This is a genomic window from Streptacidiphilus cavernicola, assembly GCF_042510955.1.
In the GTDB taxonomy this organism is placed as follows: Bacteria; Actinomycetota; Actinomycetes; order Streptomycetales; family Streptomycetaceae; genus Streptacidiphilus; species Streptacidiphilus cavernicola.
Window position 1 is genome coordinate 40,375 of sequence record NZ_JBHFAB010000023.1, and the last position, 17,576, is coordinate 57,950.

Below are 17,576 nucleotides of genomic sequence, written 5' to 3' on the forward strand. Positions count from 1 at the left end.
GGGTGACGCCCCGTCAGTACACCAGCGCCGTCGCCAGCGCGGCCAGGCCCTCGGCCCGGCCGGTGAAGCCGAGCGAGTCGGAGGTCGCGGCGGAGACCGAGACCGGCGCGCCCAGCGCCTCGGAGAGCACCTGCTGCGCCTCCTCCCGCCGCTTGCCGATCTTCGGCCGGATGCCGACCACCTGCACCGCGACATTGCCGATCTCGAAGCCCGCCGCCCGGACGATCCGCCCGGCCTCGGTCAGCAGCCGCACCCCGGCCGCCCCGGCCCACTCCGGCCGGTCCACGCCGAAGTGCGCGCCCAGGTCGCCGAGCCCGGCCGCGGAGAACAGCGCGTTGCAGGCGGCGTGGGCGACCACGTCGCCGTCGGAGTGCCCGGCCAGGCCGTGCTCGTAGCCGTCCCAGAGCAGCCCGGCCACCCACAGCTCGCGCCCCGCCTCGAAGGCGTGGATGTCGACGCCGATCCCGGTCCGCGGCAGCCGCGGCGGGTTCCGGTCAGAACTCATCGAGGGCCCTCCTCCGGGCCAGTACGGCCTCCGCCAGCACCAGGTCCAGCTGCCTGGTGACCTTGAACGCCTCCTCGTGCCCGGGGACCACCACGACGCTGCCGCCGTAGCGCTCGACCAGCCCGGCGTCGTCGGTCGCCTCCACCCCGTCGCTCAGCGCCTTCTCGTGCACCGCGAGCAGCACCTCGCGGCGGAAGCCCTGCGGCGTCTGCACCGCGCGCAGGGTGCTCCGGTCGGGGGTGCCGACCACCGGCTCCGGGCGTCCGGGCGCGGCGGCGGGGGCGACCTGCTTGACCGTGTCGGCCAGCGGGACGGCCGGGACGACGGCCTCGGCCCCGTCCGCGACGGCGCGGGCGACCGCGTCCACCACGTCCACCGGGACCAGCGGCCGGGCCGCGTCGTGCACCAGCACCACGTCCGCCGTCGCCGGGACCGCGGCCAGGCCGAGCCGGACCGACTCCTGCCGGGTCGCGCCGCCGGGGACGACGGTGATGCCGGCGCCGTCGTGGCCGTCCAGGCCGAACTGCTCCAGCAGGGCCCGGACCCGGGCCACGCCGTCGGCAGGCGCGACCACCACCACCCGGGTGACCGCGCGGGAGCGGGAGAGCGCGCGGACGGCGTGCACCAGCAGCGGCACGCCCCCCAGTTCGCGCAGGGCCTTCGGGGCACCGGGGCCCAGTCGTTCGCCCCGTCCTGCGGCGGGGACCACTGCTGCGGCGTTCAGGGTTTTGTTCCTTCGGCGAAGTGGGTATGGCCAAGGCGTGTCAGGCCGAGCCCCTTCCGTGGAGCCCGACCGGCTCGCCCTGGCCGCAGTCCCGTCGGACGGATCAGAAGGAGTTCAGCGGAGTACGACGCGAGACCCCGCCTTCGGCATGACTCAGCGCCCGCCGTCGGAACGGCAGGCGCTGGATCGGTGCACGCAGGCGCAGGGGCCGTGCGGCTCAGGAGGGCCTCTTAGGAGGCGAGGACCTCGTCGAGCAGCGTTTCGGCCTTGTCCTCGTTGGTGTTCTCAGCGAGTGCCAGCTCGCTGACCAGAATCTGCCTGGCCTTGGCCAGCATCCGCTTCTCACCGGCGGACAGCCCGCGCTCGCGCTCACGTCGCCAAAGGTCGCGCACAACCTCCGCGACCTTGATAACGTCACCCGAAGCAAGCTTTTCCAGGTTCGCCTTGTAGCGGCGGGACCAGTTGGTGGGCTCTTCGGTGTACGGTGCCCGCAGCACCTCGAAGACCCGGTCCAACCCATCCTGGCCGACCACGTCGCGGACGCCTACGAACTCTGCGTTCTCCGCAGGCACGCGAAGCGTCAGGTCACCCTGCTGCACCTTCAGCACCAGGTAGGTCTTGTCCACACCCTTGATCTGGCGAATTTCGATTGCCTCGATCAGCGCGGCCCCGTGATGGGGGTAGACCACGGTGTCGCCAACCTTGAACGTCATGTGACAGGTACCCCTTCCGTGGCTTTCCAGAATAACACGCCCGGAGCCATATCCGAAGGGCGTTTTCGCAGGTCAGAGCGGTTCTCAGGGCTTGACAAGCACCCCTGCCGCGTGCTGCGACCCCAGTTCGAGACGGGCTTCCCGCAGGTCGGAGCGCCTGCGCACGAACCGACCGGCCCGGCGATAGCAGTTGTGGATCTTATAGAAAATGCGTGACCCAACCGTTATTCGATCTTCGATCGGGCGGGTCGGCGGACCCCGCCGAGGGCATCGGAACGCGACACGGGGCCACCCCGTGCAGAGCGGCCGAAGAGGCTCGGTAATCTGATCGCGGCCAGCCCGCACCATCTGTCGCAGCATCATCCGTCGCAGCACCAAGGAGAAGTACCGTCGTGAGCCGCAGTCTTCGTCGCGGCGCAGTCGCCGCCGTCATCATCGCGACCGCTCCCATCCTCGCCGCCTGCGCCGCGGGGGACAGCGCGGCGTCCCTCAAGGTCAAGCCGGACAACGCGGCCACCTCCATCGCCACCGGCGACTCCTCCCTCAAGCTGAACGGCATCGTCGTGGTCACCGGCGCGACCGGCCAGGCGCCGGCCAACGTCACCGTGAACATCGCCAACGGCGGCACCCAGCCGGACACCCTGACCGGCGTCACCGTGAACGGCGTCCCGGCGACGCTCACCGGCGACATGACCGTCCAGCCGCAGGGCTCGCTGCTGCTCGGCGGCCGGGGCAAGCCCTCGGCGACGGTGCCGACGCTCGACGCGTCGCCCGGCCAGAACACCACCGTGGCCTTCACCTTCAGCAGCGCGGGATCGGTCGCGGTGCAGGCCCTGATCGCCACCGGCACCGGCGAGTACGCCACGTTCGCGCCGGTGCCGCCGCCGGCGCCGACGCTTCCCCCGGTGGTCCTGCCGATCACCCCGACGACGGCCAAGGCGACCGCCACGGCCACCGCCACCGGGACCAAGAAGCCCTGACCCCGAGCCGGAGACGGGCGCCCGACCCCGGGCGCCCTGACCCGAACGGGTGAGAGCCGGGTATGAGTGTGCCCCCGAAGGATCATCCTTTCGGGGGCACCGCTCTGCTGCGGTCGGGCCAGGTCGGCCCAGGTCGGCCTACGGCTCGAACTTGTAGCCCAGGCCGCGGACGGTGACCAGGTAGCGCGGGGCGCCCGGGTCCGGCTCGATCTTGGCGCGCAGCCGCTTCACGTGGACGTCCAGGGTCTTGGTGTCGCCGACGTAGTCCGCGCCCCAGACCCGGTCGATCAGCTGCATCCGGGTGAGCACCCGGCCGGCGTTGCGGAGCAGCATCTCCAGCAGGTCGAACTCCTTGAGCGGGAGGTCCACCTTGGCGCCGTCCACGGTCACCACGTGCCGGTCGACGTCCATCCGGACCGGTCCCGCCTCCAGCGCGCCGGGGCCGCCGACGGTGGCCTCGGGCTCGCCGCGGCGGCGCAGCACCGCGCGGATCCTGGCGACCAGCTCGCGGGTGGAGTAGGGCTTGGTGACGTAGTCGTCGGCCCCTATCTCCAGGCCCACGACCTTGTCGATCTCGCTGTCCTTGGCAGTGACCATGATCACCGGGACGCTCGACTTCGCTCTGAGCTGGCGGCAGACCTCGGTGCCGGGCAGCCCCGGCAGCATCAGGTCGAGCAGGACCAGGTCGGCGCCGTTGCGCTCGAACTGGTCCAGCGCGTCGGGTCCGGTGGCGGCGATGGCCACCTCGAAGCCCTCTTTGCGGAGCATGTAGGACAGGGCATCGCTGAAGGACTCTTCGTCCTCTACGACGAGCACACGGGTCACGACTGGGCCTCCGGGACAGGCGAGTGGGCAGGCAGGTGGTCGGGGACGGCGCCGGGCTCGGGGGTGCTGCCGGCGCCGGGGTCGGGGGTGCTGCCGTCGACGGGTTCCGGGGTGCTGCCGTCGGCGGTGTCGTGCCGCTCGTCCGGGTCGGCGAGCGGGGCGGCGAACGGGCCGCGTTCCCGGCCGGAGTCGCCCCGGGGGGTGGTCGGGAGGCGCAGGGTGAAGGTGGAGCCCTGGCCCTCGACGCTCCACACCGAGACGGTGCCGCCGTGGGACGCGGCCACGTGCTTGACGATGGAGAGGCCGAGGCCGGTCCCGCCGGTGGCGCGGGAGCGGGCCGGGTCCACCCGGTAGAAGCGCTCGAAGATCCGCTCGCGGTCCCGCTCGGAGATGCCGGTGCCCTGGTCGGTCACCGATATCTCGACGGTCTCCACCTTGGTCCCGGGGACCTTGCGGGCGGCGATGGCGACCCGGGTGCGGGCCGGGCTGTAGTTGACGGCGTTCTCGACCAGGTTGCCGAGGGCCGCGGCGAGCTGGCCGCGGTTGCCGTGCAGGCTGAGACCGGCGATGCCGCCGGCCGCCATGGTGATCTGCTTGGCCGCGGCCTGGTGCCGGCAGCGGTCCATGGCCTCGGCGACCAGCTCGTCCACCGCAACCGGTTCGGAGTCGGTCAGCCGCTCGTCGTCCTGGACCCGGGAGAGTTCGATGATCTCCTGGACCAGGCTGGTCAGCCGGGTGGCCTCGATCAGCATCCGGCCGGCGAAGCGGCGGACCGCCTCGGGGTCGTCGCTGGCGTCCTGGACCGCCTCGGAGAGCAGGGACAGGGCGCCGACCGGGGTCTTCAGCTCGTGCGAGACATTGGCGACGAAGTCGCGGCGGACCGCCTCGATCCGGCGGGCCTCGGTCAGGTCCTCGACCAGGACCAGCACCAGCCGGGAGCCGAGCGGGGCGACCCGCACCGACACCGCGAGGGCATCGCCGTGGATCTTGCCGCCGCCGCGCGGGATGTCCAGGTCGGCCTGGCGTATCTCCCCGTCGCGGCGGGTCTGCCGGGCCATCGCCAGCATCTCGTCGACGGCGATGGCGCCGCCTCGGACCAGTCCCAGCGCATAGGCGGCGGAGCTGGCCTTGATCACCTGATCGCTGTCGTCGAGCACCACCGCGCAGGAGCGCAGCACCGACAGCACGGTGTCCACGCCGGGTGGCAGTTCGGGTTCGGGCTGCACGTCGATCCGTTTCGCGGACTTCTTTCGGTCCTTCTCGCTCCAGCGGAAGGACAGCGCGGCGGTGAGGCCGACTCCGAGCCCGGCAAGCGCGCTCGCTGCGGCTTCAGCCACGTTCACGTCCATGCGTTCAGCGTAAGCGCACGACGGTGACCTGCTGTAACCCCTGGAGCATGGCATCAGCCTGCGGTCGCCGAGAATTCACCTTGGCGTCGGCAGTGGTTCACTCCTACTGACTCGGCGGTACGTCCGGGCGGCCCATGGTGGACCCAGTCAGAGATTCAGTCAGCAGGAGGACGGGACGATGCGCGACGCGTACCACGAGGAACTCGATTCGATCGGCGACGGCCTGGTCGAGATGGCCCGGCTGGTCGGATCCGCGATCGGGCGGGCGACCACGGCGCTGCTCGACGCGGACCTCGGCATCGCCGAGAGCGTCATCGCGGCCGACGAGAAGGTCGACGAACTGCACCACGACCTGGAGAACCGGGCCATCGCCCTGCTCGCCCGGCAGCAGCCGGTGGCCACCGACCTGCGGATCGTGGTCACCTCACTGCGGATGAGCGCGGACCTGGAGCGGGCCGGCGACCTGGCCCGGCACGTGGCGAAGCTGGCCCGGCTGCGCTACCCCGAGTCCGCGGTCCCGGCGGACCTGCACCCGATCGTGCTGGAGATGGGCCAGCTGGCCCAGCGCCTGGTCGCCAAGGCAGGCCTGGTGATCTCGTCCAAGGACGTGGACGCCGCGCTGGAGCTGGAGCGGGACGACGACGAGATCGACGAGCTGCACCGCCAGCTGTTCTCGCACCTGCTGGACGACCGCTGGCAGCACGGCATCGAGACCGCGGTGGACGTGACCCTGTGCGGCCGCTACTACGAGCGCTTCGCGGACCACGCGGTGTCGGTGGCCAAGCGCGTGGTGTTCCTGGTCACCGGCGAGCACGCGGACGACTTCGTCCCCGAGGCGAAGTAGCCCTCCGGGCGGGGGCGGGGCAGCCGGGCAGGACCGTCGGCGGTGGGGGCGCGCGGGCGGGTGTGCGGGCGATCCCGTACGCCCGTTGACGCTCCGTGCACGGGCTGCTGCACTGGGACACAGGCATGACCGCCTGAGGGAGGAACCGTCCATGGCCCAGACCCCGAACCCGCCCACCGCGCCCGCCGCCGAACCGGCCGACCCCACCGCCCAGCAGACGCTGCTGATCCCGCTGCCCCTGCTGGCGGCCTGCGGCTGCGGTTCGGGCTGCGGCTGCGGCTGCCAGTCCGGAGCCCCCTGCCAGTGCGGCGGCAAGCACTGACCCCGTGAACCACGGAAAGGCCCCCGAGCCGCGCTGATGCCGCGGCTCGGGGGCCTTTCCGTGGAAGGGGACCTACTTCTTGCCCTGGTTCTTCACGGCCTCGATGGCGGCGACGGCCGCCTCCGGGTCGAGGTAACGGCCGCCCTTGGTGAGCGGCTTGAAGTCGGCGTCCAGCTCGTAGAGCAGCGGGATGCCGGTGGGGATGTTGAGGCCGGCGATGTCCTCGTCGGAGATCCCGTCGAGGTGCTTGACCAGCGCGCGCAGCGAGTTGCCGTGCGCGGTGACCAGGACCGTGCGTCCGTCGGCGAGGTCGGGGACGATGGAGTCGTACCAGTAGGGCAGCATCCGCTCGACCACGTCCTTGAGGCACTCGGTCTGCGGCCGGGCGTCCACCGGGAGCTGGGCGTAGCGGGAGTCGTGCGCCTGCGAGTACTCGGCGTCGGCGGCGAGTACGGGCGGCGGGGTGTCGTACGAGCGGCGCCAGAGCATGAACTGCTCCTCGCCGAACTCGGCCAGGGTCTGGGCCTTGTCCTTGCCCTGCAGAGCGCCGTAGTGACGCTCGTTCAGGCGCCAGGAGCGGCGCACCGGGATCCAGTGGCGGTCGGCCCGGTCGAGGGCGATCTGCGCGGTGCGGATCGCCCGGCGCAGCAGGGAGGTGTGCAGGACGTCCGGAAGGAAGCCCTCGGCGGCGAGGAGCTCGCCACCGCGTACGGCCTCCTTCTCGCCCTTCTCGTTGAGGTCGACGTCGACCCAGCCGGTGAAGAGGTTCTTCTCGTTCCACTGGCTCTCGCCGTGGCGGAGCAGGACAAGACGGTAGGGAGCTTCAGCCATGGCCCGAAGCCTAGTCGAGTCGGCGGCAGCTGAAACCCGGTGGCGCCGACGATGAGACGGCGAGTAATCTCCAGGCCGTTGATGTGACACTTACAGCCGCTGCTCAGGAGCCTCGCCATGCCCTCGCGCCCGCTACCCCGTCCGGGCCTGTCCGAGCGGCTGGGGGCATCGTTCCGGGAGACGGTCGGCGGGCTGCCGCAGGCGTTCTGGTGGCTCTGGCTGAGCACCCTGGTGAACCGGATCGGCGGCTTCGTCGTCCCCTTCCTGGCCCTCTACCTGACCCTGGACCGGCACTTCAGCCCGGCTTTCGCCGGCCTGGTCGCCTCGCTGTACGGGCTCGGCGGCAGCTTCGCCTCGGTGGTCGGCGGGGTGCTCGCGGACCGGATCGGACGGCGGCCCACGCTGCTCGCCGCCCAGTCCGGGACCGCCCTGGCCACGCTGGCGCTGGGCCTGGTCCACCCGGCCTGGGCGATCGCGGTCGCCGCGGCGGTGGTCGGCTTCACCGGCAACGCCGGGCGCCCGGCCGTCTCCGCGATCATGGCGGACCTGGTCCCCGCCGTCGACCGGGTCCGTGCCTACTCGCTCAACTACTGGGCCATCAACATCGGCTTCGCCTTCTCCGCGGCGGCGGCCGGGCTGATCGCGGCGCACGGCTACCTGCTGCTGTTCGTCGGCGACGCGGCGACCACGCTGCTGTGCGCGGTCGTCGTCTTCACCCGGGTGCCGGAGACCCGGCCGGTCCACCCGCCGTCCCAGCGGACGGCGGACCAACAGGCGGGCGGGGCCCGGGTCACCGACAAGCCCGCGGTCGGCCTCGGCGCGGTGCTGCGCAACCCGGTCTTCATGGCCTTCGTCGGCCTCACCTTCCTCACCGGCTGCGTGGACGGCCAGGGCAGCATGGCGCTGCCGATCGTGATGGGCCACGAGGGCTTCTCCCCCACCGACTACGGCGCGGTGGTCAGCCTCAACGGGGTGCTGATCGTGCTGCTGCAGATCCCGCTGACCCGGCTGGTCCAGGGCCGGAACCGGGCCGCCATGCTGTGCGCGGCCTCGCTGCTCACCGGCTGCGGCTTCGGCCTGACCGCGTTCGCCGGGGCGGCCTGGTTCTACGCGCTGACGGTGACCGTGTGGACCGCGGGCGAGATGCTGCGGGTCCCGGCCGGGATGGCCATCGTCGCGGAACTGTCGCCGGTCCACGCCCGCGGTCGCTACCAGGGCGTCTACTCACTGGCCTGGACCGGGGCCTCGTTCGTGGCCCCGCTGACGGCGGGTCTGCTGCTCACCGCGGGCGGCGGCGACGCGGTCTGGACCACCTGCACGCTGCTGGGCGCGGTGACCGCGGCCGGATTCGTCTGGCTGCTCCGGGGGCGCACCCCGGAACCTGACCCGGTTCCGCTCCCGGCCCGGGTTCCGGAAAATGCGGATGCCCCGGCGGTCGCCGCCTCGTAGGGTGCCTGGCATGGGACACGACGGCGCTCAGCACGGCAACGACGGCAACAGCGGCAACGACGGCAGTAACGGCGACGGCGGCAACGAGCACGCCGGCGACCAGCGACAGATCATCGTCCGGGCGGTCGAGGAGGGCGAACTCGCCGACTGGGGCCGCGCCGTGCAGAGCGGCTTCATGGAGGCGAAGGGCGACGGCAGCGAGGAGATGCGCCAGGCCTTCTTCGACCCCGGGCGGACCCTCGGCGCCTACGACCGCGGCCGCTGCGTGGGCACCTTCCGCAGCACGGACCGCGAGCTGACCGTCCCCGGCGGCGCGGCCCTGGTCGCCGACGCGATCACCAACGTCACCGTGGCCGCCACCCACCGCCGCCGCGGGCTGCTCACCCGGATGATGACCCAGGACCTGGCCGCCGCCGCAGAGCGCGGCGACAGCCTCGCCATCCTGGTCGCCGCCGAGTACCGGATCTACGGCCGCTTCGGCTTCGGCCCGGCCACCGCGCACCGCGGCTACAGCATCGACAAGCTGCGCGCGGGCGGCGTACGGGTCCCGGCCGAGGCCGACGGCGGCAGCTTCGAGTTCCTCACCATGGAGGAGTGGCGCAAGTTCGGCCCCGAGCTGCACGACCGCTTCCGCCGCACCCAGCCCGGCGCGATCGACCGACGGGCCGTCAACTGGCAGATGCGCACCGGGGAGTTGCAGGGGTCCGACCGCTCCTGGAAGGAACCGCTGGTGGTGCTCTACCGCGACGCGGCCGGCCGTCCGGCCGGGTTCCTCGCCTACACGGTCACCGACGAGTGGCCCAACATGATCACCAAGTGCACCCTCAAGGTCCGCGACCACGTCGCGGTGGACCGGGCCGCCGCCGCCGCGATGTGGCGCTACGTCCTCAGCGTCGACTGGATCGACAAGGTCGAGATCTCCAACATCGCCCCCGACGACCCGCTGCCGCTGCTGCTCGACGACCCCCGCGCCTGCGTGGACGGCGGCGACAGCAGCGCCGACTTCGTCTGGCTGCGGCTCCTCGACGGCCCCAAGGCCTTCGGCGCCCGTACCTACGCGGGGGCAGGGCAGGTGGTGCTCCAGGTCGCCGACCGGCTCGGCTACCTGGACGGCCGCTGGGCCCTGACCGCCGCGGCCGACGGCACCGGCGGCCTGACCCGGGCCGACGACGGCGCCCCGGCCGACCTCGCCCTCGACGTCCGGGAGTTGGGGACGCTCTACCTGGGCAGCGACAGCGCGGCCCGGCTGCACGCGGCCGGACTGCTGCGCGAGCTGCGTCCGGGCGGAGCCGCCCGCACCGACGCCCTGCTCCGCACCGACTTCCGCCCGTGGTGCCCGGACGGGTTCTGACGGGTCCTGGCGGGTTCCGACGGAAGCTGACGGGTTCGGACGGGTTCTCGCGAAAGCAGTTCCGATCGGGCTGCAACAGAAGTGCGCGCTCGTCGCGTTAGTCGGGCATGGAGCACATGACAGCCGCTGGTTCGGGGGCACGATCGCGGGGCCCAGGCCACGAGCCTGTCGATTTCCAGGACTTCGCGCTGGGTCGGGGCGGACAGCTGTTCCGCACGGCGTTCCTGCTGACCGCGGGGGACGCGCACTTGGCCGAGGACCTGGTGCAGGAGGCACTGGGCCGGATGTTCGCACGCTGGGGACGCCTGTCCCGGCTGGAGAATCCCGCCGGCTACGCGCAGACGGTGCTGGTCAGCGTCTTCGTCTCGCAGCGCCGCAAGCGCAGCAGCGGTGAGCTGCCCACCGGGATCCTGGCGGAGCGGGCCGGTGGCGACGAGGCCGGGCAGGAGGACCCCGCGCTGCGGGTGACGCTGCTGGCCGCGCTGCGGCAGCTCGCCCCGCAGGACCGGGCGGTGCTGGTGCTGCGCTACTGGGAGGACCGCAGCGTGGAGGAGACGGCAACCGCGCTGCGGCTGTCGTCCACGGCGGTGCGCTCGCGCAGCAGTCGGGCGCTGGAGCGGCTGCGCGCGGTGCTGGGCGGCAGCTTCGCCGAGATCGCCGGATTCTGACCCCGCCCCCTGCGCCCCTGCGCTTCAGCACGTGCATCGATCGGGAGGGACAGAGAGAGGGATGTGGCATGTCATCAGACCTTGAGTTCGACGGGTTCGACGGGTTCGACGAGTTCGCCTTGGCGCAGGAGTTGAGGGCGGCGGCCGAGTCGGCGGCGCAGCCGACTCCGGCGAGCCTGTACGCGGGGGCGGTGGACCGGGGCCGCCGGATCCGGCGCACGTCCAGGGTCAAGCGGACGCTGGCGGGCGCGGGCGCGCTCGCGGTGGCGGCGGCCGTGGCGGTGCCGCTGCTGGGCGGCACCTCGCCAGCGCCGACCGTGGTCGGGGCGGCGTCCTCGTCCCACGCGATGGCCGATGTCAGCAGCACCAGGACCAGCACCAGCACGGCCGCGGCGGCGACGCCCGGCACCGACTGGATGCCGACCTACGTGGTGCAGACCCTGAAGTCCCTGCTTCCGGCGGGCTCCACCACCACCAAGGAGGCGGATCTGGGCGGGATCTCGCTCCAGGTGTTCGCCCCCGAGGTGCAGGCGCCCGGAGGGCAGTCGCTGGCCGTGGTGAGGACGGACCTGGAAACGCCCCACGGCAAGTCCACGATCACCCTGAGCGTGGGCAAGGAAGCCCGGAAGTCCTCCTGCCCCAGCAAGGCGGTCGCACCCCACGACATCTGCGGCACCACGCCCCTGAACGGCGGCACCCTCTACGTCGACGAGTCCTTCAAGGACTACACGCACGGGACCGGGGCCGCCATCTGGTCCCTGGCCTGGAACGGGCCCGACGGCCAGGAGGTCTACCTGGGCATGTCGACCAGCGCGCAGGCCCAGGCGCTGACGGTGCAGCAGGCCGGGGCGCTGCTGTCGGCACCGGCCTGGGAGCGGGTGTGGAAGGCGCTCCCCGAGCCCTGCCGGTTCGGCGTGATGTCCAACCCGCATGCGACCCGGGCCGACGAGATGGAGCAGGGGAACATGTTCGTCTGCGCCACCAGCCCGGCTGCCGCCCTGCACCTCCCCGGCTGACCAGCCGCCCCCGGCTGACCAGCCGCCCCCTGGTGCGGACCCGGCAGGAACAACCGAGCGAGGAGTTCACCCCTATGACGTCCCATCGCCGTCCGAGGAGTCCCGGCCGGGCCCGGATATCCGCGCTCACCGCCGCGGCCACCACCGTCGCGGCCACCACCGTCGCGTTGAGCGCGGTCGCCGCCCAGTCCGCGCAGGGGGCTCCGCCGCCGACCGCGGCGCAGCTCAAGGCACAGATCGACCGGCAGAACCAGGAAGCCGACCAGGAGATCCAGCAGTACGACGCGACGCAGTCCCGGCAGCAGGCGCTGCAGAAGCAGGTGGCCGTCCTTCAGGACCAGGTCGCGCGGCAGCAGGCGCTGGTGAGCGCCAAGTCGGCGGTACTCGGCCAGGTCGCCGCCGCGCAGTACCGGGACGGGTCGATCGACCCGTCGGTGCAGCTGATGCTGTCCTCGGACCCCACCGAGTACCTGAACCGGGCCTCCACGCTGAGTCAGTTGACAGACAGTCAGGCCGCAGTGCTGGCGCAACTCCTGAGCGAGCAGCGGACGCTGTCCCGGGAGAGAGCCGACGCCGGGGACAAGCTCGCGGCACTCGACGCCGCCACCAGGCAGCTCGCCAAGGAGAAGGCGTCGGTACAGCGGAAGCTCGCCGCGGCAAAGGCCCAGCTGGCCGCGCTGACCACCGCCCAGCGCAGCGCGGTCGCCAGGCTGCGGGGCGACGGCGGCAACGCCGCCTACCACCCCGCCTCGGCCGGCTCCGGCGTCGGCGGCCGGGCCTTCGCCGCGGCGGAGACCCGGCTCAACGACCCCTACATCTGGAACCACACCGGGCCCGACAGCTTCGACTGCTCCGGGCTGACCCAGTGGGCCTACAAGCAGGCAGGCCTCTCGATCGGCCGCACCACCTACGACCAGATCAACTCCGGCACCCCGGTCACCTCGACCGCCGACCTCCAGATCGGCGACCTGGTCTTCTTCAACGGCAACACCCACGTCGGCCTCTACGCCGGCGGCGGCTACGTCCTGCACGCCCCGCACTCCGGCACCGTCGTCAAGTTCGAGAAGATGAGCTACATCGGCACGATCTACGCGATGCGGCACATCTAGCGCTAGCGCCCAGGCGTCGGCGTGGCCCGCCGCCCGCCCCCTCCGTACCGAGATCACGCTCGGCCCGGAGGGGCTCACGGCTGCTCTACTACTTTGCCTTCTAGGCTATTTGGGTGCTTTGGCGGTCGTGCCCCGGACCGGGGCAACCTTGCCGATGGTCGGCAGGACGAACTCCTGGATCATGTCGACCGCGTCGCGGACCAGGGGGCGGAAGACCCGGTAGCGGGACAGGGCGACGATCTTGGCGACGAAGGGCGCGCAGCGCTTGACGAAGGCGCGGGTGCGCTCGGTGTCCTCGGTGCGGTCGAAGACCCAGTACAGGACGACCACCATCAGGTGCAGCCAGAGCAGGTCCGGCAGCAATTCCTCCAGCTCCGGGTCCAGCTTGGGGCCGAGGTCGGAGCCGTCGATCACGTCGCGGAAGATCTGCACCGCGGTCTCCCGGGCCGGGTGGGACTCGTTGGAGAACGGGCTGAGCGCGCTGTTCGGGTCCGCCGCCGTCCGGAAGAACTGGGCGGCGAACTCGTGGTAGTCCGCCGCGCAGTCCACCCAGGAGTCCAGGGCGACCTGGAGCCGCTCGGCGAAGTCCGTCTTCCCCGCCATCCGAGCACGGGCCTCGACCGCGTGCTCATGCGTCATCCGGTCGTAGAACCCCTGGATCAGGAATTCCTTGCCCTCGTAGTAGTGGTAGGCGTTTCCGACGGAGACACCCGCCTCGGCGGCGATGGCCCGCATGGTCGTCTTGTCGTAGCCGCGCTCCTGGAACAGCCGCATCGCGGTCTCCAGGATCAGCGCCCTGGTCTGCTCGCCCTTGGCGGTCTTCGGGGCGGCCACGGGCGCGGGGGGCTCGGTCGGCGTGCTTGGCACTACGTCGTTCACCCTCCTGAGGCTAGCCGCCATCGGTGCCGCAGTGGCCCTCGCAGGGGTCGGTGGGGGTCGGGACACTCACCGGGCGAGGCGCCGAGCGGGGCACCGGACCAGGCACCGGACCAGGTACCGGTCCAGGCGCCGGGCGCCCGGGGCGCCCCGCGGGCTGCCAGGAATCGCCGGTCCAGACCCAGTGCCCGTCGGGTGTGAAAGGCTGCCCCGGCCGACCGGCTCTCCCCTGTGCAGTCGGTCGGCCGGACCCGGCCTTTGCGCTCTCCCGCCACTTCGCGGCGGTGAGCACCATGCCCCTGGCCAGCTGGGCCCCGTTCGGGGACGCGAAGCGGTGCGCCATGGCGCGGTAGCCGCGCAGCGCCCACAGGCAGACCACCCAGGCGGCGGCTCCCTCGTATACCTGCCCGGCGTCGGCGACGACGGTGATCTCGCGGAGTGTGCGGGCGTGGTCGAGCCCTGGGTAGCGCTGCCGGGCCTGCTCGGTCCCGGCGGGGACGAAGTCGAGCGGGACCAGCTGGCTCTGCCGGCTCAGCCAGCCGCGGACGTGGCGGCAGAGCGGGCAGTCCTGGTCGTAGAGGACGGTGAGCCGGCGGACCGGGGCATCGCTGGAGCCCCGGCCTCCCCGGTCTTCCCGGCCTTCCCCGTCCTCGGCAGGTGCGGTGGCGGTCATGGCCCGGGGCTCAGGCGTGCTGCGGCGCGGCGGGCGGGGTCCAGCCCTGCGGCGGGACCGGCGGGCGCTGCTCGGTCTCCATCAGGCCGCGGCGGCGGATCCGGTTCAGCACGTAGACGTTCACCAGGTGCAGCAGGCCGAGCACCAGCAGCACCGTGCCGATCTTGTAGGAGAGGGCGGTGAAGATGCCCGGGACGTCGGCGACGTCGGCGCCGCGCAGCCAGAGCGACACAAAGCCCAGGTTGACCAGGTAGAAGCCGACCACCAGCAGGTGGTTCACCGCGTCAGTGAGCTTCTCGTTGCCGTGGAAGACGTCGGCGAGGAAGACCTTGCCGCTGCGGCTGAGGGTGCGGGCCACCCAGACGGTGAGTCCGATGCTGATGGCCAGATAGATCACATAGCTGTCGACAGTGTACATGGGTCGGCTCCGCTCTCGTGGGTTTTCTTGAACGCGTTCAGTTTCTGCGTCGATCAGGACTGTAGCCATGTTTTTGAACATGTTCAAGTACGACGAAGGGCCCGGCCGAAGCCGGGCCCTTCGCTGCGGATTCCTACGCCACCGACACCGCTGACACCACCGACGCCGCCGGTCAGTCGTCCAGACCGGCCACCGCCGCGAGGATGTCGGCGACCTCGCTCCTGGTGGTGTAGTTGGGGTGCACGTCGATCCAGCGCAGCGTCCCCCGCCGGTCCACCACGGCGACCGTCGGCATCGGCAGCCCGTAGGTGCCGTCCGCGTTGACGGTGGCCAGGTCCAGGCCGAGCGCGCCCTGCGCCTCGCGGGTGCCATCGGTGGGCGCGGTGAGGATGCCGAGCTGCCCGGCGACGCTGTTGCCGGGGTCGGACAGCACGGTGAAGGTCAGCTCATTGGCCTCCTGCGTCGACAGCGAGCCGTCCGCCTTCTGCGGGCTGACCGCGATCAGCCCGACCCCACGCCGCTCCAGCTCCGGCAGCAGGCCCTGCTGGTAGGTGCGCAGGGTGACGTTGCAGTACGGGCACCAGGCGCCGCGATAGAAGACCACCACGGCGGGCCGGTCGGCGCGGGCCACCGTGAGCGTGGTGGGCGAGCCGTGCACGTCCAGCAGCGCACCGTCCGGCATCGGGGCGCCGGGGGCGGTGACACCCGCGGGCAGGCCCGCGGCGTCGAGGCCGGCCTGCTCCGCACTGAACGCGGCGACGACCTCCGGCGGCAGGCGGGTCGCCGCGCCCGCGGAGACGGCGGCGGACTGCTCGGCGATGGTGGGCTGGGGCTGGGTGGTGGTCATCTGGGCTCCCGTGAGTGGAGTGTTCATTCCATTAATGACCGTCGCAGATCTATTTTGGAGTGTCAACTCCAGAAATGAGAGCGGGAAGAGTCAGGCCGGAACGGCGACGACCAGCGAAGCGATGTGGTCGATCATCGCGCCCATCGCCGCCTCCAGGGCGACGGTGTCGCGGCGGATCTGGGTCAGCAGCAGCCCGCCCTGCAACGCGGCGAGGGTGGCCAGCGCCAGCGCCTCCGGGTCCACGTCCCGGCGCAGTTCACCGCGGTCGTGCATGGCGTGCAGCCCGCTGCGGATGCCCTGCTCCCAGCGCGAGAAGCCGGCCGCGACGTCGACCCTGGCCTCGTCGTCGATCTCGGCCAGCTCGCTGCCGAGCGAGCCGATCGGGCAGCCGCCCTGGCACTGCCGACTGCGCTGGAGCCGCACGATGGCATCGCTCCAGGCGCGCAGCCCGGCCACGCTGTCCAGCTTGCCGAGCAGCGGCTCCTGGGCGCCCACGACGGTGTCGCTCTGATATGCGATCACCGCCTTGACCAGGGCCTTCTTGTCGCCGAAGTAGTGGTAGACCTGCGAGGTGCTGACTCCGGCGGCGAGCTGGACGTCCTCGATGCTGGTTCCGGCCACGCCGTTCTCGAACATCAGCCCGGCCGCCGCGGCGACGATCCGCTCCCGGGTCGCCCGACCCTTGCTGGTGAGGCGGGGCGTGGCGGCGGGGGACGCGGGGGTGGCGGCGGTGCGCGCAGGGGTGGGCATACCGCCAGCGTACCGGTTATGGAGTGCTCACTACAGAAACCGCAGGCTCGGGCCCCGACTCCGGCCCCAGGTCATCGACACCACCGGCACCACCGACACCACCGGCACCGCCGACCTCACCATTCACGCCGACCTCGCCCCGCAGCCCGCGGCCGAGCAGCAAGGTGACCATGACCGAGGCCCCCGCCAGCACCGCCATCGTCTCGGCCGGCGCCAGCCGCTGGGCCAGCAGACCGGCCAGGGTCGCGCCGACCGCCTGCATGGTGAGCATGCCCGAGCTGTGCAGCCCCAGCGCCTGGCCGTGCACCTGCTCCGGCGTCAGCGCGATCAGCCGCTCCTGCAGCACCAGGCTGGCGGCGTACCCGGCCGAGGCCAGCAGCACGGCGACGGCCGCGAGCGGCAGCGGCGGACGCAGCGCGAAGACCAGGTACGGCGCCGCCAGCAGCAGCCGCAGCGGCGCGGCCAGCCGGACTCGCCAGCGCTGCGGGACGACCCGTCCGACCAGCAGGTCCCCGGTCAGCATCCCGGCCGCCGCGACCGCGAACAGCAGCCCCGCGTACCGGGGCGCGTACGGGACGAACAGCGCCTCGCAGCCGACGATCAGGCCGTTCGGCACCCACAGCGCCAGGTAGACGTAGCGCCGCGGACGGGAGGACCAGAGCCGGGCGTTGGTGCGCCAGGTCTCGCCGACCGTGGGCCGCCCCGCGGTACGCGGCGGCCGGGCGCTGAGCCCGAACCGGGCCACGGCCGCGCCGACCAGGCCCAGCGCCGCCGCGACCAGCAGCGTCCCGCGCGGGGAGAACGCGGCGACCAGCGCGCCGCCCGCGGCGTACCCGCAGATCTGCATCGCGCCGACCGCCAGGTTCGTCGCCGAGCGCCCCAGCACATAGCCGTCCTTGGGCAGGATCTCGCTGAGCAGCCCGTAGCGCACCCCGCCGCCCAGCGAGCTGAGCAGGCCGAGGGCCAGGATGACCGCGAACATCGCCCCGAGCGGCAGACCGGGCAGTGCGAGCACGGCCGTGCCGACGCCGAAGCAGCCCGCCAGTGCGGTCAGCGTCGCCCTCGGCGGCAGCCGATCGGCGGCGGAGAGCAGGAACGCGGCACCGATGACCTGGGCGAAGGACGAGCCGAACATGCTGAGCGCGGCGAGCAGCGGCGAGTGGGTGGCGGAGTAGACGAGGGTGCCCAGCGCGATGCCGCTGACGGTCGAGGCCGCGATCCCCGCTGCCACGGTGCTGAAGAACGGAGTGAACTCCGGTGTGCGGAACAGCTCCTGATAGGTGCGCATGCGCAGAGTCTGCGGACGCCCGACCCGGGGTGGACAAT

At 72.2% G+C, this 17,576-nt stretch carries 20 protein-coding genes; 8 read left to right on the top strand and 12 right to left on the bottom strand.

The window, feature by feature from the left end; translation table 11 throughout:
* Positions 1–13 precede the first annotated feature (13 nt).
* The 3 genes from ispF to ACEZDE_RS26150 all read right to left on the bottom strand — a co-directional run bounded on the left by ispF (position 14) and on the right by ACEZDE_RS26150 (position 1,942).
* Positions 14–505, bottom strand: coding sequence for a 2-C-methyl-D-erythritol 2,4-cyclodiphosphate synthase (ispF, locus tag ACEZDE_RS26140; protein ID WP_380540654.1), 492 nt, complete (start codon positions 503–505; stop codon positions 14–16).
* Positions 495–1,229, bottom strand: coding sequence for a 2-C-methyl-D-erythritol 4-phosphate cytidylyltransferase (ispD, locus tag ACEZDE_RS26145; RefSeq protein ID WP_380540902.1), 735 nt, complete (start codon positions 1,227–1,229; stop codon positions 495–497). The genes ispF and ispD overlap by 11 nt, the downstream gene beginning before the upstream one ends.
* A gap of 230 nt (positions 1,230–1,459) precedes the next feature.
* Entirely contained in the window at positions 1,460–1,942 is a 483-nt protein-coding gene (locus ACEZDE_RS26150; protein WP_030255707.1) for a CarD family transcriptional regulator, read from the bottom strand.
* Positions 1,943–2,334: 392 nt separating this feature from the next.
* On the opposite strand from ACEZDE_RS26150, the gene ACEZDE_RS26155 reads away from it, so the two are divergent.
* Positions 2,335–2,922, top strand: a complete 588-nt coding sequence (locus tag ACEZDE_RS26155) for a DUF461 domain-containing protein (protein ID WP_380540657.1) — start codon at positions 2,335–2,337, stop codon at positions 2,920–2,922.
* A 138-nt stretch (positions 2,923–3,060) separates the two neighbouring features.
* On the opposite strand, the gene ACEZDE_RS26160 is transcribed toward ACEZDE_RS26155, so the two are convergent.
* Both ACEZDE_RS26160 and ACEZDE_RS26165 read right to left on the bottom strand, forming a co-directional pair.
* Positions 3,061–3,747: a response regulator gene (locus tag ACEZDE_RS26160; protein WP_380540660.1), complete on the bottom strand. Its 687-nt coding sequence runs from the start codon at positions 3,745–3,747 to the stop codon at positions 3,061–3,063.
* Positions 3,744–5,096, bottom strand: coding sequence for a sensor histidine kinase (locus ACEZDE_RS26165; RefSeq protein WP_380540663.1), 1,353 nt, complete (start codon positions 5,094–5,096; stop codon positions 3,744–3,746). The genes ACEZDE_RS26160 and ACEZDE_RS26165 overlap by 4 nt, the downstream gene beginning before the upstream one ends.
* A gap of 178 nt (positions 5,097–5,274) precedes the next feature.
* Between ACEZDE_RS26165 and phoU the strand changes: the two genes are divergently transcribed.
* Together phoU and ACEZDE_RS26175 are read left to right on the top strand one after the other, a co-directional pair.
* The gene (gene phoU / locus ACEZDE_RS26170; RefSeq protein WP_380540665.1) at positions 5,275–5,940 is read left to right on the top strand and encodes a phosphate signaling complex protein PhoU; all 666 of its coding nucleotides are present in this window, start codon (positions 5,275–5,277) and stop codon (positions 5,938–5,940) included.
* Between the two features lie 151 nt (positions 5,941–6,091).
* Positions 6,092–6,262: a hypothetical protein gene (locus ACEZDE_RS26175; RefSeq protein ID WP_380540668.1), complete on the top strand. Its 171-nt coding sequence runs from the start codon at positions 6,092–6,094 to the stop codon at positions 6,260–6,262.
* Positions 6,263–6,334: 72 nt separating this feature from the next.
* Here the strand turns inward: ACEZDE_RS26175 and ACEZDE_RS26180 are convergent, their stop codons facing one another.
* Positions 6,335–7,093, bottom strand: coding sequence for a phosphoglyceromutase (locus ACEZDE_RS26180; RefSeq protein WP_380540670.1), 759 nt, complete (start codon positions 7,091–7,093; stop codon positions 6,335–6,337).
* A 117-nt stretch (positions 7,094–7,210) separates the two neighbouring features.
* On the opposite strand from ACEZDE_RS26180, the gene ACEZDE_RS26185 reads away from it, so the two are divergent.
* The 5 genes from ACEZDE_RS26185 to ACEZDE_RS26205 all read left to right on the top strand — a co-directional run bounded on the left by ACEZDE_RS26185 (position 7,211) and on the right by ACEZDE_RS26205 (position 12,686).
* Positions 7,211–8,542, top strand: coding sequence for an MDR family MFS transporter (locus ACEZDE_RS26185; RefSeq protein WP_380540673.1), 1,332 nt, complete (start codon positions 7,211–7,213; stop codon positions 8,540–8,542).
* A 10-nt stretch (positions 8,543–8,552) separates the two neighbouring features.
* Positions 8,553–9,893, top strand: a complete 1,341-nt coding sequence (locus ACEZDE_RS26190; RefSeq protein ID WP_380540676.1) for a GNAT family N-acetyltransferase — start codon at positions 8,553–8,555, stop codon at positions 9,891–9,893.
* A gap of 116 nt (positions 9,894–10,009) precedes the next feature.
* Positions 10,010–10,561 carry a SigE family RNA polymerase sigma factor gene (locus ACEZDE_RS26195; protein ID WP_380540679.1) on the top strand — a complete coding sequence of 184 codons (552 nt, stop codon included), beginning with the start codon at positions 10,010–10,012 and terminating at the stop codon, positions 10,559–10,561.
* Between the two features lie 68 nt (positions 10,562–10,629).
* Positions 10,630–11,577 carry a hypothetical protein gene (locus tag ACEZDE_RS26200; RefSeq protein ID WP_380540682.1) on the top strand — a complete coding sequence of 316 codons (948 nt, stop codon included), beginning with the start codon at positions 10,630–10,632 and terminating at the stop codon, positions 11,575–11,577.
* A gap of 74 nt (positions 11,578–11,651) precedes the next feature.
* Positions 11,652–12,686, top strand: coding sequence for a C40 family peptidase (locus ACEZDE_RS26205; protein WP_380540685.1), 1,035 nt, complete (start codon positions 11,652–11,654; stop codon positions 12,684–12,686).
* Positions 12,687–12,791: 105 nt separating this feature from the next.
* On the opposite strand, the gene ACEZDE_RS26210 is transcribed toward ACEZDE_RS26205, so the two are convergent.
* The 6 genes from ACEZDE_RS26210 to ACEZDE_RS26235 form a co-directional block, all read right to left on the bottom strand.
* Positions 12,792–13,565, bottom strand: a complete 774-nt coding sequence (locus tag ACEZDE_RS26210; RefSeq protein ID WP_380540687.1) for a TetR/AcrR family transcriptional regulator — start codon at positions 13,563–13,565, stop codon at positions 12,792–12,794.
* 10 nt (positions 13,566–13,575) lie between these two features.
* Complete coding sequence (locus ACEZDE_RS26215; protein WP_380540689.1) at positions 13,576–14,235, bottom strand: thiol-disulfide oxidoreductase DCC family protein; 660 nt, start codon at positions 14,233–14,235, stop codon at positions 13,576–13,578.
* Positions 14,236–14,245: 10 nt separating this feature from the next.
* Positions 14,246–14,653 carry a hypothetical protein gene (locus ACEZDE_RS26220; RefSeq protein WP_380540692.1) on the bottom strand — a complete coding sequence of 136 codons (408 nt, stop codon included), beginning with the start codon at positions 14,651–14,653 and terminating at the stop codon, positions 14,246–14,248.
* 172 nt (positions 14,654–14,825) lie between these two features.
* On the bottom strand, positions 14,826–15,500 hold the full coding sequence (locus ACEZDE_RS26225; RefSeq protein ID WP_380540695.1) for a peroxiredoxin-like family protein: 675 nt from the start codon (positions 15,498–15,500) through the stop codon (positions 14,826–14,828).
* Between the two features lie 90 nt (positions 15,501–15,590).
* Positions 15,591–16,250, bottom strand: coding sequence for a TetR/AcrR family transcriptional regulator (locus ACEZDE_RS26230; protein WP_380540698.1), 660 nt, complete (start codon positions 16,248–16,250; stop codon positions 15,591–15,593).
* A gap of 16 nt (positions 16,251–16,266) precedes the next feature.
* Positions 16,267–17,538, bottom strand: a complete 1,272-nt coding sequence (locus tag ACEZDE_RS26235) for an MFS transporter (protein ID WP_380540701.1) — start codon at positions 17,536–17,538, stop codon at positions 16,267–16,269.
* Positions 17,539–17,576 lie beyond the last annotated feature (38 nt).

Bases quoted from the DNA above. Each gene is read 5' to 3' on its own strand.
- ACEZDE_RS26230 (WP_380540698.1), bottom strand. From the start codon at position 16,250: ATGCCCACCCCTGCGCGCACCGCCGCCACCCCCGCGTCCCCCGCCGCC.
- ACEZDE_RS26220 (WP_380540692.1), bottom strand. From the start codon at position 14,653: ATGTACACTGTCGACAGCTATGTGATCTATCTGGCCATCAGCATCGGA.
- ACEZDE_RS26200 (WP_380540682.1), top strand. From the start codon at position 10,630: ATGTCATCAGACCTTGAGTTCGACGGGTTCGACGGGTTCGACGAGTTC.
- ACEZDE_RS26165 (WP_380540663.1), bottom strand. From the start codon at position 5,096: ATGGACGTGAACGTGGCTGAAGCCGCAGCGAGCGCGCTTGCCGGGCTC.
- ispF (WP_380540654.1), bottom strand. From the start codon at position 505: ATGAGTTCTGACCGGAACCCGCCGCGGCTGCCGCGGACCGGGATCGGC.
- ACEZDE_RS26225 (WP_380540695.1), bottom strand. From the start codon at position 15,500: ATGACCACCACCCAGCCCCAGCCCACCATCGCCGAGCAGTCCGCCGCC.
- ACEZDE_RS26215 (WP_380540689.1), bottom strand. From the start codon at position 14,235: ATGACCGCCACCGCACCTGCCGAGGACGGGGAAGGCCGGGAAGACCGG.
- ACEZDE_RS26185 (WP_380540673.1), top strand. From the start codon at position 7,211: ATGCCCTCGCGCCCGCTACCCCGTCCGGGCCTGTCCGAGCGGCTGGGG.
- ACEZDE_RS26195 (WP_380540679.1), top strand. From the start codon at position 10,010: ATGACAGCCGCTGGTTCGGGGGCACGATCGCGGGGCCCAGGCCACGAG.
- ACEZDE_RS26180 (WP_380540670.1), bottom strand. From the start codon at position 7,093: ATGGCTGAAGCTCCCTACCGTCTTGTCCTGCTCCGCCACGGCGAGAGC.
- ACEZDE_RS26205 (WP_380540685.1), top strand. From the start codon at position 11,652: ATGACGTCCCATCGCCGTCCGAGGAGTCCCGGCCGGGCCCGGATATCC.
- phoU (WP_380540665.1), top strand. From the start codon at position 5,275: ATGCGCGACGCGTACCACGAGGAACTCGATTCGATCGGCGACGGCCTG.
- ACEZDE_RS26150 (WP_030255707.1), bottom strand. From the start codon at position 1,942: ATGACGTTCAAGGTTGGCGACACCGTGGTCTACCCCCATCACGGGGCC.
- ACEZDE_RS26190 (WP_380540676.1), top strand. From the start codon at position 8,553: ATGGGACACGACGGCGCTCAGCACGGCAACGACGGCAACAGCGGCAAC.
- ACEZDE_RS26235 (WP_380540701.1), bottom strand. From the start codon at position 17,538: ATGCGCACCTATCAGGAGCTGTTCCGCACACCGGAGTTCACTCCGTTC.
- ACEZDE_RS26175 (WP_380540668.1), top strand. From the start codon at position 6,092: ATGGCCCAGACCCCGAACCCGCCCACCGCGCCCGCCGCCGAACCGGCC.